This is a genomic window from Nocardia sp. NPDC004123 (assembly GCF_053603795.1).
Genome location: NZ_JBSGGG010000012.1, coordinates 179,349 through 195,623 on the forward strand (window position 1 = coordinate 179,349; position 16,275 = coordinate 195,623).

Genomic DNA, 16,275 nt, shown 5'->3' on the forward strand with positions numbered 1-16,275 from the left:
CGCGTTCGCCGGAAACATCTAGGCCCGCGAGGATAGTCGGGCACAGAGAAGCGGGCGGCCGGCCGGATACGGCCGCCGGAACCCCCTGACCCGGGTACGGGGCAGGGGGTTCGCCGTATCCGGGCTACCGGGCGATGGTGCGCGGCGTGCGTTTCCGGGGCGGGTCAGGCCGGCTGTACGCCGATCATGGGCAGCACGGTGCGGCGGGCGAACTCGCGTGCGGCCGTCTCGTCGGTCAGCGGGATCAGGCCGTCCGGGGTCAGCACCAGCGACTGGCCCAGGCGGGCAAGCACTTCCGCGACCAGGTCGGCATCGAAGGCGGGCACGTCGGCGGAAGCCTGCAGCACGCGCAGTTTCTCGGCCAGGTAGGTGCGCCCGAGTGCGAGAATGGGCCCGGCCTCGGTGGTCAGGCGCGGCAGGATGGTGTCGGGCTCGGTGCGCAGCAGCCGTTGCAGCAGTTTGTTGCTCGCCAGCTGGGTGATGAACGCGACGAAGACCTCGACCAGCTGATCGTCCCCGGATTCGCCGGTGGCCGTGGCCTCCTGCACGCGTTTGTCGATCTCGGCGATGAACAGCTGCGCCTCGCGCACGCCCACCGCTTCGACCAGATCGTTCTTGGATTCGAAGCGCCGGTACAGGGTGGCCGGGCTGATGCCGGCGCGACGCGCGATCTCCCCCATGCTGGTTCGCTTGATCCCGAAGTCGAGGAATGCCGACAGCGCGCTCTCCAGCAGCTGTTCGCCTTCGGCCCGCGGCTTCTCCAGGATGCGTTGCAGGATGGTGGGCACGGACGGCATCGAGTCTCCAGTCGATCGGTTGGCGACCGCGACATTGCGGTGAACGGCCAAGGCGCGCAGTGGCGCACAGGTCGAGCCGCATTATCGCATCGCCGGCGGGTTGCGGTCGCAACCCCGTCCGATCAGCGAACACCGCGCCCGATCAGCGGACGTCGAGCGCGGCCATTTCGCTCTCTATCGCATTGGCGGCGAAATCGATGCCATTGGAACGCAGTTCGTGCACCCGGCGCTGGAGCGCCTCGATTCCCCCTGGCTGCGCGGCGATATCGGCCACGCTGATGCGCCGTCGGTGCATACCGTCGTGCTCGTACGACACCGTTGAAACCTCCTGCTAGCCCCGAGCGCGCACCCGGCTGGCGGCGGCACAGCCCGGGCCGCCGGGTACGCATCGCACGATGCTAACAGCGGCCTTTATGGTCACTTGTTCAGTGTGGGGATTCTCACATGCCCCCTTCAGTCACGCCTCTTGACCCTGGCGGTGCACGGCCGTGTTGTGCAGGTAGGCGGTCGCATTCAGGCGAATGTGATCACGCTCGGCCTCGCTCAGCTCCCGGCGCACCTTGCCCGGCACCCCCGCCACCAGCGAGCCCGGCGGAATCTGGGCGCCCTCGGGAACCAGCGCGTTGGCCGCGATCAGGCTGCCCGCCCCGATGACCGCGCCGTTCAGGACCGTGGCGCCCATGCCGATCAGCACATCGTCGCCGACCGTGCAGCCGTGCAGAATCGCGTTGTGCCCCACCGAGACTCCCTCGCCCACCGTGCACGGGAAGCCCGGATCGGCGTGCAGCACACAGCCGTCCTGAATATTGCTGCGCGCACCGACGGTGATCTGATCCATGTCACCGCGCAGCACCGCCGAATACCAGACGCTCACTTCGGCTTCCAGCCGCACCCGCCCGGCCACGGTGGCGTTCGGCGCGACCCACGCGCTCTCGTCGATCTGCGGCACGTGCTCACCCAGCTGAATCCTCATAGCCCCGAACTTAGCCCCCGCCGGGCGCCGGGCCGCCGCGGGGAGCCGCGCCGGCGGACTCGGCTCGGTCAAGCCCGGCGGAAGAGGGCCCGATGGGCCGCGGGCGTGGTGCCACGGCCGGGTGGTCCCGGCCGCGCTTCATTGCCGTTCGGGTGTCAGTAGTGGTAACGCGCCTGGACGATGATGACTGTGTCGCCGGTGACCGAATAGACCAGGCGGTGTTCGTCGTTGATGCGGCGCGACCAATATCCGGACTTGTCGCCCTTCAGCGGCTCGGGTTTGCCGAGACCGTCGAATGGGTCGCGTTGGATATCGCCGATCAGGCGAATGATCCGCAACGCCATCTTGCGATCGGTGCTCACCCAGTGTTCGAAGTCTTCGAATGCAACTTTGACGAAAGTGACTTTCATTCAAGCCCTTCCGCGAGTTGGTCCATGTTCACTTCGGTGGATTCCCCGGCCTCGGCCTGGGCGATACCTTCGGCCAGGCGTGCCGCGTTGGCGGGGGACCGCAGTAGATACAGGGTCTCGCGTAGGGAGTTGTACTCGTCCTCGGAAATCAGCACCGCGTTGCCATTGCGGCTGGTGATGTGGATCGCGACGGCGTCGTCGTTGACCTGTTCGATGAGCGGGTACAGCTTGGCGCGTGCCTCACTGGCGGACATTGAAGTCATAACAGGTATCCTTTCGCTCTGTCACGATCAATGGTACCGGATTATGGTACGACTCGATAGGGAATGTGGCCCGATCTTGTCGCCGTTCGGCATGTGGGCCGCTGTCGTGCATCGCGGCGTCCTTGCGAGACTCGATGCCATGACGAACACGATCGACACCGCAGCGGCCACCTCCACCCTCGAGCTCCTCCACATCGGCGGCCCCACAGTGCGATTCGGCTATGGCGACCTGATCTGGCTGACCGACCCCACCTTCGACGAGCCGGGTGAGTACCCGGGCGGCGTCACGCTCTACAAGCTGAGCGGGCCGGCTGTGCCCGCCGCCGAGATCGGGCCGGTCGATGTGGTGCTGCTCTCGCACGATCAGCACGCGGACAATCTCGACCAGTCCGGGCGGGAATTCGTGGCGGGGGTCGAGACGGTGCTGTCCACGCCGGACGCCGCCGGGCGCATGGAAGGTGTTCGCGGACTGGCAGAGTGGGAGTCGGTGCAGATTGGCGCGGTCACCGTCACCGCGGTGCCCGCACTGCACGGACCCGAGGGTTGCGAGCCGTTCACCGGGGTGGTCACCGGGTTCGTGCTGCAGGCCGACGGGCTGCCGACCGTCTACGTCTCCGGGGACAACGCCTCGGTCGACTACGTGCGCCGGATCGCGGAACGCTTCGGGCGCATCGATATCGCCATCCTCAATGTCGGCGCGGCCAATACCGACCGCTTCGGCGATCACGACCTGACCCTCAACGGCCGCACCGCGGTCCACGCCTCGGAGGCGCTGGGTGACGCGGTGATCGTGCCGGTCCACGCCGAGGGCTGGGCGCACTTCTCCGAACACCTCGACTACCTGACCCACCGCTTCACCCTCGCCGGCCGCGCGGACCGGCTGCGCATTCCGACCCCCGGCGAGGTCTTGACCGTCGCCGCGATCGCCTCCTGAAATCGGGCCGTGGCGCTCATGGCGGCGCGGCTCCAGCGGGTGAACGATGGCGGTATGAGAATCGGGGTACCGCGGGAGGTCAAGGAGCAGGAGTATCGCGTCGCCCTCACCCCGGCCGGCGCCGGGGAACTGGTGCGGCACGGGCACGAGGCGCTGGTCGAGGCCGGGGCCGGGGTGGGGTCCGGATTCGGCGACGCCAGCTACATCGCGGCGGGCGCGCGGGTGCTGCCGGGCCCGGACGAGGTCTGGGGCGGGGCGGAACTGGTGCTCAAGGTGAAAGAGCCCATCGCCGAGGAATATTCGCGCATGCGGGAGGGGCAGGTGCTGTTCACCTTCCTGCACCTCGCCGCTTCGCGGGACTGCACGGACGCGATCCTGCGCTCCGGCATCACCGCCATCGCCTACGAGACCGTCCGGGCCGCCGACGGGTCGCTGCCGCTGCTCGCGCCCATGAGCGAGGTGGCGGGCAAGCTCGCCAGCCAGGTCGGGGCCTATCACCTGATGTCGCCGCAGGGCGGGGCGGGCCTGCTGCTCGGCGGAGTGCCGGGGGTGCCGCCGGCGGACGTGACGGTCCTCGGGGGCGGGGTGGCCGGTGGCAATGCGGCGGTCGTCGCGGTCGGCATGGGGGCGCGAGTCACCGTACTGGACACCAATATCGCGCGACTGCGGGAACTCGACGCCCGGTTCGGCGGGCGGGTCACCACGATCGGCTCCAACGCGGCCGAGCTCGAGAAGGCGGTGCTGGCGGCGGACCTGGTGATCGGCTCGGTCCTGGTGCCGGGCGCGCGGGCTCCGAAACTGGTGCCCGACAGTCTGGTCGCCCACATGCGCCCGGGCTCGGTGCTGGTCGATATCGCCATCGATCAGGGCGGGTGCTTCCAGAGCTCGCATCCCACCACGCACGCGAAACCGACGTTCCAGGTGGCGGATTCGCTGTTCTACTGCGTGACCAATATGCCGGGCGCGGTTCCGCACAGCTCCACCGTGGCGCTCACCAATGTCACGCTGCCGTATGTCGGCGCCATCGCGAATCTCGGCTGGTCCGGCGCCTGCGCCACCGATCCCGGCCTGGCCCAGGGGCTCACGGCCGACGCCGGCCGGCTCTACTCGCCGGAGGTGGCCGCCGCGCACGGGCTCGGGCCGGTGACGCGGGTCGCGTCCTGACGGACGACGACGGGCCCGCCGTCGGATGAATCCGGTTGCGGGCCCGCGGTTTCCGCGGTTCAGGCGTCGCTGTCTCCGGCGGTGCCGCCGAGCGGCCAGTCGGGCTCCGCGCCTTCGGCCGGGATGCCGTGCAGCTTGTCCGGGTTGCGGACCACGTCGATCTTGGTGATCCGGCCGTCGTCGATGGTGAACGCGAAGACGCCGGTGTACTTGCCGTCGAACACCACCAGGCCCGGGCGGCCGTTGACCAGTACCGAACGGCCCCACGCGCCACCGACCTTCGATGCGACATCGAGGAAGCCGAGCAGCGTCTTGGCGACCTTCTCCGCGCCGTGCATGGGGTGCAGGAAGGCCTGCACCTTGCCGCCGCCGTCGGAGGTGAAGGTGACATTGGAATCCAGCACGCCGAGCAGGGCGCTCAGATCACCGGAACGCCAGGCCACCGCGAACGCCGAGACCACCTTCTCGTGCTCGTCCGCGCTGGCGGGGAAGCGGGGCGTGCCGTCCTCCACGTGTTTGCGGGCGCGCGAGGCCAATTGGCGCACGGCGGCGGGGGTGCGGCCGACCACCTCGGCGACCTCGGGGCCGGACATGCCGAAGACGTCCTGCAGGACGAAGGCGGTCCGCTCGGCGGGGGAGAGGGATTCCAGCACCACCAGCAGGGCGGTGGTGACGCGCTCGTCCTGCGAGATGCGGTCGGCCGGATCGTCCCAGGTGGTGATCTCCGGCTCCGGAAGCCATTCGCCCACATACTGTTCGCGCCGCGATCGCGCCGAACCCAGGTGGTCGAGGGCCAGGCGGCCGGTGACGGTGGTCAGCCAGGCGCGCAGGTTTTCGATATCCGCGCCCTCGGGACTGGTCTCGTAGTAGCGCACCAGCCGCAGCCACGCCTCCTGCACCACATCGTCGGCGTCGCTGAGACTGCCGAGCGTGCTGTACGCGACCCGCCGCAGATAGCCCCGATGCTCCTCGAACCGTCGCGCCAGCTCGACCTGATCGGGCCCGTCCGGCCGTCCGTCACTCATCGCACCCTCGCCCTTCACTCATGTCCGCCCCGGTGGGGCGAACCGTCCACAGCACCGACGAAACAGGTCGGCGGACTGTGACATTCCTTCCGGAAAATCTAGCGAAGACGACCGAACGGTTCGTGAATTCGCGCGGCCGGATCAGCGTCGCCGCAGGTAGGCGGCCGACGCGGCGGCGACCACGGTGGCCACCTGCACGGCTTCCGAGAGCCGCACCGCCCGGCGCAGATCACGCACCCGGGGGATCGGACCGTCACCGAGCGTCGGCCGCAGCTCGGTGCCGTGCCGATATTCGGTGCGGCCGCCGAGGGTTACGCCCAGCGCGCCCGCCATGGACGCCTCCGCCACACCGGCATTCGGGCTCGGATGCTTGGCCGCATCGCGCCGCCATGCCCGCCACGCATCGGCCGGGCGACCGCCGATGACCGGAGCCAGCGCGGTGGTGACGAGACCGCTGACGCGGGCGGGCGCGAGATTCGCGACATCGTCCGTGCGGGCGGCAGCCCAGCCGAAGTTGCGGTAGCGGTCATTGCGGTAGCCGACCATGGCGTCGAGGGTGTTGATCGCCCGATACGCCAGCAAGCCGGGAACACCCGCCACCGCGCCCCAGAACAGCGGCGCCACAGTCGCATCGGAGGTGTTCTCCGCAATGGATTCGAGCGCCGCCCGGGCCAGCCCGTCCACGTCGAGCACCTCGGGATCCCGCCCGCACAGCGACGGCAGCAGTGCTCGCGCCCCGTCGATATCGCCGGATTCGAGCCGATCCGCCATCGCCCGCCCGGTCCGTGCCAAGCTCGTCCCGCCCAGCACCGTCCAGGTCGCGGCAGCCGTGAGCACCGCCTCACCGAGCGCCCGTCCGGCGACGGCCCGCCGTAATCCGATCCCCAGCCCCGAAACCGCACCTACCAGCACGATCTCGTGCACAACCCCCGCCACGCGGCTGTTCCGATAGGTGAGCCATTCCACCTTCGTTGCGGCCGAACCGAATCCGGCCACCGGATGCCCGCGCCGCGGATCCCCCAGCGCCCGGTCCAACCCGAACCCGAGCAGCAGTCCCGCCGCAGTGGCAATTCCCGTTCGCACCCGGCGAGGTTAGCGGAGGCGACAGGCCCGGCCGACTTCAGCCGCGGCGCGGAGAACGGCCGAGCTGCTGTCCGATGCTGCGCGGCCAGGTCGCATATCCGGACGATGAGAAGTGCACACCCGGGTGCCTTTCAGCCTTCGTCGCCCCCGGCGCGGACCGAGGCTGTGCGCATGCGGAATGCGCCGCGACGGTGCAGCCCAGGTCTACCGGCGCGTGCCGCCGTAGCGGTCGGCGAGGCGAGCTTCATTTGTCGTGGGTTTCGGCTCGGGGGCCGGGTCGTTGGGTTTCGTCGCTGTTGTGGGGGCGGGCGCGGCGGTGCTATCGGGCTGGTCGGCGTCGCCCGGTGAGCCGGCGGCTGCCACGCCGGTGGTGGTCGGCTGGGCTGAGGCTTCGAACTTTTCGCGGCGGCGGGCGCGGATCTCGGCCCAGACGAAGTAGCCGAGGCCGAGGGGAGCCATGACGCCGAAGGCCAGCCACTGCAGGCCGTAGGAGAGGTAGGGGCCCGAGTCCAGCTGGGGGAGCGGGTCGGGGGTGAAGGCGCCGGGCTGGCCGGACTCGAGCTGGAGGTAGCCGCCCAGGCCGTCGGTGGGGATGGGGGTCAGGGGGATGCCGAGGACCGTGGCTTCCTGCTGGGTGTCGGTCGTATAGACCTGGCGGTAGCCGTCTTCGGTGGTCGGGGGCTTCTTCTCGATCACGCCCTCGGAGGCGCGGATGCGGGCCGCCAGTTGCTGGGTGCCGGTGGGCGGGGCGGCGACGATCGGCGGATGAGTGCCGCCCGCGGCCGCTGCCACCTGGCCGCGGTCCACCAGCAGGGTGCGCCCGTCGCCGAGGCGGAAGGCGGCCAGCACCGTGTAGGCGGGCTGGCCGTCGAGGTGGCGCAGCCGGACCAGCACGGTCGAATCCGGCACGTAGACGCCGTTCGCGGTGACCCGCCGCCACTCGGTGTTCTTGCCGCTGCCCGACAGCATGCCGGTGATGTCGACCGGGTCGGCGTGCACCGAATTCGCGATGCGGTCGTTGCGTTCGGAGGTGCGGGTGTTCTTGCCCAGCTGCCAGGGGGCCAGCACGGTGAAGCACAGGTAGGCGAAACCGGCGACCACCACGGCGAGAATCAGCCAGCTGGGCCGCAGCAGGAAGGTGAAGCGCCGCAGCAGCGAGGTCACCGAGCTCATGCGACCTCCCCCAGCTGTTCGCGCACCCAGTCCAGCAGACCCGGCACCGCCGCCTCGATCTGTTCGCGCACCAGCGCGAAATCGGACTGGTCGCCGTAGTACGGATCCGGCACCGATCGCCCGTCCGCGTGCGGATCGAAACTCCGCAGCAGCCGCCGCTGATCCGACGGCACCCCCAGCCGGGCCAGCTCCCGCTCGTGCCCGGTGTCGAGCGCCACCAGCAGATCGGCCGCCCGATGATCCGGCCCGATCAGCGCGGCCCGATGCCCGGTCGGATACCCGTGCGCCTCCAGCTCCCGATTCGTCCGGTAGTCGGCTTCGTCCCCGACATGCCAGCTGCCGGTCCCGGCACTGCTCACCCGCACCCGATCCGCCAGCCCCGCACGTTCCAGGTGTACGGCGAAAATCTTCTCGGCCATCGGGGACCGGCAGATATTGCCGGTGCAGATGAAGGTCACATGCAGCTCGCCCACGACAGCCATTCTGTCCGGTGGGCGTGGGAGGCGGCCACGTAGGGTGGACGGCTGTGCCGGACGACACGGAGTTTCCCGATTTCGACCATGCCAGGCTGCGGCACCACGGGGACGTGGATGCGCGGCCCGGCATGGTCGATTTCGCGGTGAACGTCCAGGGGAGCGCGCCGCCGGAATGGTTGCGTGAGCGGCTGGCGGGACGGCTGGGAGAGCTCGGGCGGTATCCGGGCGCGGCGGACGAGCGGGCAGCGCGCGCGGCGGTGGCCGCCCGGCACGGGCGGGCGATCGACGAGGTGCTGCTGCTGGCGGGGGTGGCCGAAGGGTTCGCCATGCTGCCACGGCTGGGGTCGCGGCTGGCGGCGGTGATCCATCCCTCGTTCACCGAACCGGAGCTGGCGCTGCGGGAGGCGGGGGTATCGGTCGCGCGGGTGATGCTCGCGCCGCCGTACACGCTCGACGGCGCCGTGGTGCCGGAGGACGCGGATCTGGTGGTGGTGGGCAATCCCACCAATCCGACCTCGGTGCTGCATCCGGCGGACAGTATCCGCGCGCTGCGGCGGCCGGGCCGCATCGTGGTGGTGGACGAGGCATTCGCCGACGCGGTGCCGGGGGAGCCGGAATCGCTTGCCGGAGAGAGCCATCCGGATGTGCTCGTATTCCGGAGCCTCACCAAGACCTGGGCGCTGGCCGGGCTGCGCTGCGGCTATGTGCTCGGTGCGCCGCCGGTGCTGGCGCGGCTGAATCACGGGCGCCCGCACTGGCCGCTGGGCACTCTGCAACTGGAAGCCATTGCGGCGGTGAGCGAACCGGCCGCGGTGGCGGAGGCGCAGCGCCGGGCCGGGACCGTCGCGGCCGATCGGGCCGCCATGATTCCACGGTTGCGGGAACTCGGCGTCGAGGTGCACGAGCCCGCGCACGGGCCGTTCCTGCTGCTCCGGGTGCCGGATGCGGAATTGTTGCGAAAGAAGCTCGCGGACAAGGGAATCGCGGTGCGCCGTGGTGATACGTTCCCGGGGCTGGAAACGGTTTTCCTGCGAGTCGCGGTGCGGCCCGCCGCCGAGGTGGATCGGCTGGTCGCGGCCATTCGCGACGTGGGCTTATGAGTTGAGACGCAGTGCGTTCGTGAGTGAGGCGCAGGCTGGTGAGCGAACAGGAGGTTCGGTTGTGGTGACGACGGTGCGGCTGGCGGATCTCATGGCGGCGCTGGATGCGGCGTACCCGCCCGGGCTGGCCGAATCCTGGGATTCGGTGGGGCTGGTGGCCGGTGATCCGGACGAGCCGGTGTCGCGCGTGCTGTTCGCGGTCGACGCCACCGGCGCGGTCGTGGACGAGGCGATCGAATGGGGCGCGCAGGCGCTGGTCGTGCACCATCCGCTGCTGCTGCGCGGCGTGGACACCGTCGCGGCCAATACACCGAAAGGCGGGCTGCTGCACCGGCTGATCCGTTCCGGATGCGCGCTGTTCACCGCCCACACCAATGCCGACTCCGCCGATCCGGGGGTCTCGGACGCGCTGGCACACGCCATCGGGCTGACCGTGACCGGTCCGCTGGATCCGAAACCCTGGACCGCCCTGGACAAGTGGGTGGTGGCGGTGCCCGTCACGCATCGCGACGAAGTGCTCGACGCCCTGTTCGCCGCGGGCGCGGGCAGCAGCGGGACCTACTCGGATGCGGCGTGGACGGTCTCGGGCACCGGACAGTTCCGGCCCCTCGACGGCGCGAATCCGGCCGTGGGTGCGGTCGGTGAGCTGCACGAGGTCACCGAGGACCGCCTCGAGGTGGTCGCCCCGCCATCCCGGCGCGCCGCCATGCTGGCCGCCCTCCGGGCCGCGCATCCGTACGAGGAACCCTTCTATCACGTGACCGAGCGCGCCGCGCTGCCCTCCGGCCTGGGCATCGGCCGCGTCGGCGAGCTGCCCGCCCCGGAAACCCTGCGCGAGTTCACCGCTCGCGTCCGCGCCGGCCTGCCCGCCACCACCTGGGGGGTGCGCGCCGCCGGGGACCCGGACCGCGTCATCCGTACCGTCGCGGTGTGCGGCGGCGCGGGAGATTCGTTCCTGGGCAAGGTTTCTCGCCTCGGCGTCGATGCCTACGTGACCTCCGACCTGCGCCACCACCCGGCCGACGAGCACCTGCGCGCGGGCGGCCCGGCCCTGATCGACGCCGCCCACTGGGCCACCGAGTTCCCCTGGTGCGCGCAGGCGGAAGGTGTGGTGCGCGCCGCACTGCCGAGCCTCGAGACCCGCGTCTCGACGCTGCGCACCGACCCGTGGACCCTCGGCGCGGCCGGCTGCTGAGCAGGCACTTTTTGGTTCGCGGCCGTCTCGATTCTGGACCGCGGCTGGAATAGACCTCCGCCTTGGAGCGGGGGAGCGAAGCGGAGGAGCGGAGGAGGGAAGAATCGAGACTTCGGGGCCGCGAACCAGCCCGGAGCGAAGCGTAGGGCAAATTGGACACGGTACGGTGGGAGTCTTACTCGTCCATAGCGTCCAGGAGACCTTCGCGTTGAATGCCGAACCATCGATCCAGGCCAAGCTGCTCGACCTCGCCGCTGTCGATGCCGAGCTGACACGGATCGAGCATCGCCGCAAGGTGCTGCCCGAGCAGCAGGAAGTGGCGCGGCTGGAAGGGGAACGCACCACCCGCAAGGACGCGGCGGTGAAGGTCGAGATCCTCATCGACGACCTGGACCGCGACATCCGCAAGCTGGAGGGCGAGATCGAGGCCGTCCGCAAGCGCGAGGACCGCGACCGCGGCATGCTCACCGCCGGGTCGGTCGGGGCCAAGCAGCTCTCCGAACTGCAACACGAACTGGGCAGCCTGGAACGCCGCCGCACGGTCCTCGAGGACGACCTCATCGAGGTGATGGAGCGCCGCGAGGCCGCCGCCGCCGACCACGACCACGCCGGCGCCAACCTGGACCAGGCCGAGGCCGATCTGATCGACGCCGAGCGCCGCCGCGACGACGCGGTCGCCGACCTGGACGTCGCCCAGCAGCGCTGCGACTCCGATCGCGCAGCCCTCGCCAACTCCTTCCCCGCCGAGCTGCTCAGCACCTACGACAAGCAGCGCACCAGCTACGGCGTCGGCGCCGCCCTGCTCCAGGCCCGCCGCTGCGGCGCCTGCCGCATCGAACTCGACCGCGGCGAGATCTCCCGCATCTCCCAGACCGCCCCCGACGTGGTGGTGCGCTGCCCCGAATGCGGCGCGATCCTGGTGCGCACCAAGCAGTCCGGCCTGTGACAACCCGCCGCGCGCCGCTGATCGCCGCGCGCGGCCGTGCCGGAATGCCTCGAGGGCGTTCCACTGTCCTGATGTGATGAGCTCGGCCGGCCCGCCGTGGACGAGTGGCCGCGGGTAGCACGCCGCGTGCGGGATGACGGACGACATGAAGGGTGAGAAGCGTTGGTGGACTTGGTGATCGTCGAGGCTGACGGCGGTTCGCGCGGGAATCCCGGGCCTGCCGGTTACGGCGCGGTGGTGTGGGATGCCGAGCGGGTGCGGGTGCTGGCCGAGCGCAAGGAGTTCCTCGGGGTCACCACCAACAATGTCGCCGAATATCGCGGGCTGATAGCGGGTTTGGAAGCCGCGGCCGAACTCGGTGCGCGTGAGGTTTCCGTGCGGATGGACTCCAAGCTGGTCGTGGAGCAGATGTCCGGGCGGTGGAAGGTCAAGCACGAGGCCATGATTCCGCTGGCCGATCGGGCGCGGCGGCTGGTCGCCGGGTTCGATCGGGTGAGCTTCACCTGGATTCCGCGCAAGGAGAACTCGTACGCCGACCGCCTGGCCAATGAGGCCATGGACGACGCCGATACGGTCGCCGAAGTCCGCACCGCGCTGGCGAACGATCGGGCCGCCGGTCCCGCGGCGGTCGACAGCGGTTCGGCGGTAGGGGAAATCGCCGCGGCGGTCGCGGGCGGTGTCGTCGAAGTACCGGAAACCGGTGGGTCTGCCGCGGGGAGCACCGCGCACTCGCCCGGATGGACCGGTGCCGTGGGACGGCCGACGCGGCTGCTGCTGCTCCGGCACGGACAGACGGAACTCTCTGTGCAGCGGCGGTATTCGGGGCGGGGGAATCCGCCGCTGACCGAGCTCGGGCAGAAGCAGGCGGCCAACGCGGCGGCCATGCTGGCGCGCAAGGGCGGGATCGAGGCGATCGTGTGCTCCCCGCTGGGGCGGGCCAAGGAGACCGCCGAGGCGGCGGGCCGGGCGCTCGGACTGCCGGTGCGGGTGCTGGACGGATTGACCGAGACGGATTTCGGTGCGTGGGAAGGGATGACCTTCCCGGAGGCCCGCGAGCGGGATCCGAAGCTGCACGGCCGCTGGCTGGGGGATCCGTCGATTCCGGCGCCCGGCGGCGAGAGCTTCGACCAGGTGCGGGAGCGGGTCGAGGGGGTGCGGCGGGATCTGGTTGCGCTGTATCCGGGCGCGAATGTGCTGGTGGTCAGCCATGTCACGCCGATCAAGACGCTGCTGCAGCTGGCGCTCGGGGTGGGGCCTTCGCTGCTGTACCGGCTGCACCTGGATCTGGCGTCGCTGTCCATCGCCGAGTTCTATCCGGACGGCGGCTCCTCGGTGCGCCTGGTCAACGACACCTCGTACCTCTGAACCCCTGGGCCCCACCGGGGTTCAGGGACGCAGCGTGGCCATCAGGAACTCGGTCTGGTCGTAGACGGCCTTCTCGAACCAGTCGTCGAAGTAGATCTCGAAATGCCCGATGGGGTAACGCTTCACGGTGGCGTGCTTGGTGCGCTCCGCGGCCTTGAGCGTCGGGCCGGCCGGGGCCACCGAGTCGTTGTCGCAGATCGCGTACAGCACCGGCGCTTTGATGTCCTTGACGTGCCGGGTGGGATTGTCGAACAGCGTCGACAGGGCGACGCGGGCCGCCACCTTCGGCCGGTACTGCCCGCTCTCCTCGGCCAGGCGGCCGAAACCGGCCGGCACGTCGGCGGCGCTCATCAGCGCCGCGGAATGCTTCTTGCCCGCCAGCCGGGCATTGATGGGGCGCCGGATGATCGGTCCCACAACCTGATCCGTGACCGCCAGCGTGCCGGTCTTGATCAGGCTGATCGGCCCCTTCGCCAGTGCCGACGACCGGCCGCTGGTGAACGGGCACTGCGCCACCACGGCCGCGATGTAGTGATCGTCGGGCGCGACCGCCAGCACGTGCCCGCCACCGAATGAACTGCCCCACAGTGCGATTCGCGTGGCGTCGATCCCCCGGACGGTGCGCGCGAAGGCGATTGCCGCATGCCAGTCCGCGCGCTGCCGGGCGATATTGATCATCTGCCGGGGCTCACCGCCGCTGGCCCCGAAATGCCGATAGTCGAAGGCCAGGGCCGCGATTCCCGCCGACGCGAACCGCCGGGCATACCGGTCCAATCCCATTTCCCGGTCCGCCCCCAGCCCGTGACCCATGACCACCAGCGGGCGCGGCTTGGGCGGTCCATCCGGGAGATACAGCCATGCGGCGCACTGCTCGCCACCCGAAGGGAACCCCACCTCCACACGCTCCATGGGGCCCTACCGTACCCTGGTGGCCGCGGACGAGTCGGTCGGGCGGCCGCGGCGAAGGGAACGGGCACGCATGTGCCGCCGCCCCTCGCCGAGGAAAGTCCGGACTCCGGAGAGCAGGGCGGTTGTTAACGGCAACCCGGGGCAACCCGCGGGACAGTGCCACAGAAAACAGACCGCCGGTGGGCCGCACTTCGCGAGAAGTGCACCGCCGGTAAGGGTGAAACGGTGCGGTAAGAGCGCACCAGCGCGCCGGGTGACCGGCGCGGCTAGGTAAACCCCGCCCGGAGCAAGGTCGAAGGCCGCACTCGCGAGAGTGCGGCTGCGCAGGTGTTCGAGGGCTGCTCGCCCGAGCCTGCGGGTGGACCGCTCGAGGCACCCGGCAACGGTGTGTCCAGATGGATGGTCGCCACCCGGTGGGTAACCACCGGGGACAGGATCCGGCTTACAGACCGACTCGTCCGCCCGTATTTTCGGCCTCCGCTCCGGCGGGTTCGCGGCCAAGGCGCAGGTCTATGGAGCCGGAAGCTCGATTCTTCCCTCCTCCGCTCCTCCGCTGCGCTCCCCCGCTCCACGGCGGAGGTCTATTCCAGCCGCAGTCCAGAATCGAGCCGGGCCGCGAACCTCGGGTGGCTCATGTGGCGAGTTTTTGCGTCGCGGGGGCGATCCTCCGGTGCCATGATGGAGGCACGCCATCGGGATTTCCGATGGAGCGGAAATAGTTTCGCGGAGCGAACAATGGATGTTCTGTATCTGTTGATGGGATGGCTCGCCGCCTTTGCAGTGATCGCCGGTATCGGACTCGCGGCCGGGGTGCGAGTGGTTACGCAGTACGAAAAAGGGGTGGTATTCCGGCTGGGGCGGGTGCGAGCGGTGCGGGAGCCGGGAATGCGGCTGCTGATTCCGGGCGTGGACAAGATGCAGAAGGTCTCCATGCAGGTGATCACCATGCCGGTGCCCGCGCAGGAGGGGATCACGCGTGACAATGTGACCGTCCGCGTGGATGCGGTCGTCTACTTCCGGGTCATCGATCCCATGCGCGCGCTGATCGAGGTGCAGGATTATCTGTTCGCGGTCGCGCAGGTGGCGCAGACCTCGCTGCGCTCCATCATCGGCAAGAGCGAACTGGATGATCTGCTGTCCAATCGCGAACAGCTCAACAAGGGCCTGGAGCTCATGATCGACAGCCCGGCCATCAACTGGGGCGTGCACATCGATCGCGTCGAGATCAAGGACGTCGCGCTGCCGGATGCCTTGAAGCGCTCCATGTCTCGCCAGGCCGAGGCCGAACGCGAACGCCGCGCCCGCATCATCTCCGCCCAGGGCGAGTTGCAGGCGTCGGAGAAGCTGGCGGCGGCCGCGGCCAATATGGCCCACGCCCCGGCCGCTCTGCAATTGCGCTTCCTCGAAACCGTGGTTCAGGTTGCGGCGGAGAAGAATTCGACCCTGGTGCTGCCGTTCCCGGTGGAACTGCTGCGCTTCCTGGAACGCAGCGGGCACCCGCCCGCCCCGGCAGCCGGATCGGAAGCGGCGGCCGAGCAACCGGCCGCCGAGCCGTCGGCCCCGGAGCCCGCCGCCCTCGGCGAGCTGATGGCGGCGCTCGCCCAGCCCGGCATCCGGGAGGCCCTGGCGGCGCTGGAACAGCCCGGTACGCAGGCGAAGACGAACGCGGCCGGGGGTCCCGGCCGCGGTGAGGAGTCGGCGTAGCGCGGGCACCGGGTCCGAGCGCGTCCGGCGGCAAGAGGTGAGGAAACAATCATGTCGGGTCTGATTCAGCCGGCGGCCATCGTGGTGCTGTTCGGTATCGCATACGCATTCAAACTCTTCAGCGCCAAGTTCCCGGACGGGCTGCGCGGAAAGTAGACCCCGCGACCACGGGCGGGGAAATGGCCGGCGGGAGAGCGGCGTGAGCGACGCCGCTCTCCCGTTCGCGTGCACGGACCGACGGGTTGGATGACAATTGCGACGCGCCACACGGCGTGTAGCGGCGCGGCTCGGCGTGTCGAGCGGGGTTATCTGCTCCGAACTGGCACCGAACGTGATCGACGTCATAAAGTGTTGCGCGTTGGAAAGTTCCGTTGCGGTCCGCAACGGGGCGAAGGGCTCAACAAACGTCGGAAAGCAGGTCTCGTCTACATGCGAATTGCTCGCAAACTGGCAGTCGGTGCGCTTCTCGCTGCCGCCGCTACCGCTGTGCTGGGTGCCGGTTCCGCCTCGGCGGCCACCGTGACCCCGCTGCCGGGTGGGGTGCAGGTCGATCTCACCCCCGCGGACACGGTGTGGGTGGCGCAGACCCACATCGGGCAGGCGATCGCGGGCCTGCCGCATCCCTCGGCCGCGTCCTTCGGGGAGGCTCTGGACTCGGCGGCCGCGATGTCGTCCCAGTACCCGGATGGTCGCGTGGTGTTCACCGTGTACGGTCCGTTCAACGAGCTGAACGGCACCATGCTGGCCCTGCAGTAGGG

18 protein-coding genes and 1 other RNA gene are annotated in these 16,275 nt (G+C 69.8%); 9 read left to right on the plus strand and 10 right to left on the minus strand.

The annotated features are described in order from the left end of the window. Positions 1 to 164: 164 nt before the first annotated feature. From ACWEQQ_RS19300 to ACWEQQ_RS19320, 5 genes are all read right to left on the minus strand, one after another. A complete protein-coding gene (locus tag ACWEQQ_RS19300; protein ID WP_379378382.1) occupies positions 165 to 797 on the minus strand; it encodes a TetR/AcrR family transcriptional regulator in 633 nt (210 codons plus the stop codon). A 142-nt stretch (positions 798 to 939) separates the two neighbouring features. Further along, complete coding sequence (locus ACWEQQ_RS19305; protein ID WP_169336781.1) at positions 940 to 1,113, minus strand: hypothetical protein; 174 nt, start codon at positions 1,111 to 1,113, stop codon at positions 940 to 942. 141 nt (positions 1,114 to 1,254) lie between these two features. After that, on the minus strand, positions 1,255 to 1,770 hold the full coding sequence (locus ACWEQQ_RS19310; RefSeq protein WP_354838296.1) for a gamma carbonic anhydrase family protein: 516 nt from the start codon (positions 1,768 to 1,770) through the stop codon (positions 1,255 to 1,257). Positions 1,771 to 1,925: 155 nt separating this feature from the next. Beyond that, positions 1,926 to 2,180 (minus strand): Txe/YoeB family addiction module toxin, encoded by a 255-nt coding sequence (locus ACWEQQ_RS19315; RefSeq protein WP_452349127.1) that lies wholly within the window; start codon positions 2,178 to 2,180, stop codon positions 1,926 to 1,928. Continuing rightward, positions 2,177 to 2,443, minus strand: coding sequence for a type II toxin-antitoxin system Phd/YefM family antitoxin (locus tag ACWEQQ_RS19320; RefSeq protein WP_452349128.1), 267 nt, complete (start codon positions 2,441 to 2,443; stop codon positions 2,177 to 2,179). The genes ACWEQQ_RS19315 and ACWEQQ_RS19320 overlap by 4 nt, the downstream gene beginning before the upstream one ends. A 139-nt stretch (positions 2,444 to 2,582) precedes the next feature. On the opposite strand from ACWEQQ_RS19320, the gene ACWEQQ_RS19325 reads away from it, so the two are divergent. Next, complete coding sequence (locus ACWEQQ_RS19325; protein WP_452339502.1) at positions 2,583 to 3,377, plus strand: MBL fold metallo-hydrolase; 795 nt, start codon at positions 2,583 to 2,585, stop codon at positions 3,375 to 3,377. 54 nt (positions 3,378 to 3,431) lie between these two features. Continuing rightward, on the plus strand, positions 3,432 to 4,541 hold the full coding sequence (ald, locus tag ACWEQQ_RS19330; RefSeq protein ID WP_452349129.1) for an alanine dehydrogenase: 1,110 nt from the start codon (positions 3,432 to 3,434) through the stop codon (positions 4,539 to 4,541). A 59-nt stretch (positions 4,542 to 4,600) separates the two neighbouring features. On the opposite strand, the gene sigJ is transcribed toward ald, so the two are convergent. From sigJ to ACWEQQ_RS19350, 4 genes are all read right to left on the minus strand, one after another. Beyond that, positions 4,601 to 5,566 (minus strand): RNA polymerase sigma factor SigJ, encoded by a 966-nt coding sequence (gene sigJ, locus ACWEQQ_RS19335; RefSeq protein ID WP_452349130.1) that lies wholly within the window; start codon positions 5,564 to 5,566, stop codon positions 4,601 to 4,603. A 141-nt stretch (positions 5,567 to 5,707) separates the two neighbouring features. Next, on the minus strand, positions 5,708 to 6,649 hold the full coding sequence (locus ACWEQQ_RS19340; RefSeq protein WP_452349131.1) for a cobalamin biosynthesis protein: 942 nt from the start codon (positions 6,647 to 6,649) through the stop codon (positions 5,708 to 5,710). 204 nt (positions 6,650 to 6,853) lie between these two features. Next, positions 6,854 to 7,801: an SURF1 family cytochrome oxidase biogenesis protein gene (locus ACWEQQ_RS19345; RefSeq protein WP_452339628.1), complete on the minus strand. Its 948-nt coding sequence runs from the start codon at positions 7,799 to 7,801 to the stop codon at positions 6,854 to 6,856. Positions 7,802 to 7,818: 17 nt separating this feature from the next. Next, complete coding sequence (locus tag ACWEQQ_RS19350; RefSeq protein WP_452339498.1) at positions 7,819 to 8,304, minus strand: low molecular weight protein-tyrosine-phosphatase; 486 nt, start codon at positions 8,302 to 8,304, stop codon at positions 7,819 to 7,821. A gap of 44 nt (positions 8,305 to 8,348) precedes the next feature. On the opposite strand from ACWEQQ_RS19350, the gene cobC reads away from it, so the two are divergent. The 4 genes from cobC to ACWEQQ_RS19370 all read left to right on the plus strand — a co-directional run bounded on the left by cobC (position 8,349) and on the right by ACWEQQ_RS19370 (position 12,904). Next, complete coding sequence (gene cobC / locus ACWEQQ_RS19355) at positions 8,349 to 9,398, plus strand: Rv2231c family pyridoxal phosphate-dependent protein CobC (protein WP_452349132.1); 1,050 nt, start codon at positions 8,349 to 8,351, stop codon at positions 9,396 to 9,398. 64 nt (positions 9,399 to 9,462) lie between these two features. Continuing rightward, the gene (locus ACWEQQ_RS19360) at positions 9,463 to 10,593 is read left to right on the plus strand and encodes a Nif3-like dinuclear metal center hexameric protein (RefSeq protein ID WP_452349189.1); all 1,131 of its coding nucleotides are present in this window, start codon (positions 9,463 to 9,465) and stop codon (positions 10,591 to 10,593) included. A 208-nt stretch (positions 10,594 to 10,801) separates the two neighbouring features. Continuing rightward, on the plus strand, positions 10,802 to 11,539 hold the full coding sequence (locus ACWEQQ_RS19365; RefSeq protein WP_452339626.1) for a zinc ribbon domain-containing protein: 738 nt from the start codon (positions 10,802 to 10,804) through the stop codon (positions 11,537 to 11,539). Between the two features lie 165 nt (positions 11,540 to 11,704). Next, positions 11,705 to 12,904 (plus strand): bifunctional RNase H/acid phosphatase, encoded by a 1,200-nt coding sequence (locus ACWEQQ_RS19370; protein ID WP_452349133.1) that lies wholly within the window; start codon positions 11,705 to 11,707, stop codon positions 12,902 to 12,904. Positions 12,905 to 12,925: 21 nt separating this feature from the next. Here the strand turns inward: ACWEQQ_RS19370 and ACWEQQ_RS19375 are convergent, their stop codons facing one another. Beyond that, positions 12,926 to 13,813 (minus strand): alpha/beta hydrolase, encoded by an 888-nt coding sequence (locus tag ACWEQQ_RS19375; protein WP_452339496.1) that lies wholly within the window; start codon positions 13,811 to 13,813, stop codon positions 12,926 to 12,928. A gap of 30 nt (positions 13,814 to 13,843) precedes the next feature. Between ACWEQQ_RS19375 and rnpB the strand changes: the two genes are divergently transcribed. From rnpB to ACWEQQ_RS19390, 3 genes are all read left to right on the plus strand, one after another. Beyond that, an RNA gene (gene rnpB, locus ACWEQQ_RS19380) (RNase P RNA component class A) lies at positions 13,844 to 14,274 on the plus strand. A 274-nt stretch (positions 14,275 to 14,548) separates the two neighbouring features. Further along, on the plus strand, positions 14,549 to 15,517 hold the full coding sequence (locus ACWEQQ_RS19385; protein ID WP_452349134.1) for an SPFH domain-containing protein: 969 nt from the start codon (positions 14,549 to 14,551) through the stop codon (positions 15,515 to 15,517). A gap of 429 nt (positions 15,518 to 15,946) precedes the next feature. Then, positions 15,947 to 16,273, plus strand: a complete 327-nt coding sequence (locus ACWEQQ_RS19390) for a hypothetical protein (RefSeq protein WP_354838327.1) — start codon at positions 15,947 to 15,949, stop codon at positions 16,271 to 16,273. Positions 16,274 to 16,275 lie beyond the last annotated feature (2 nt).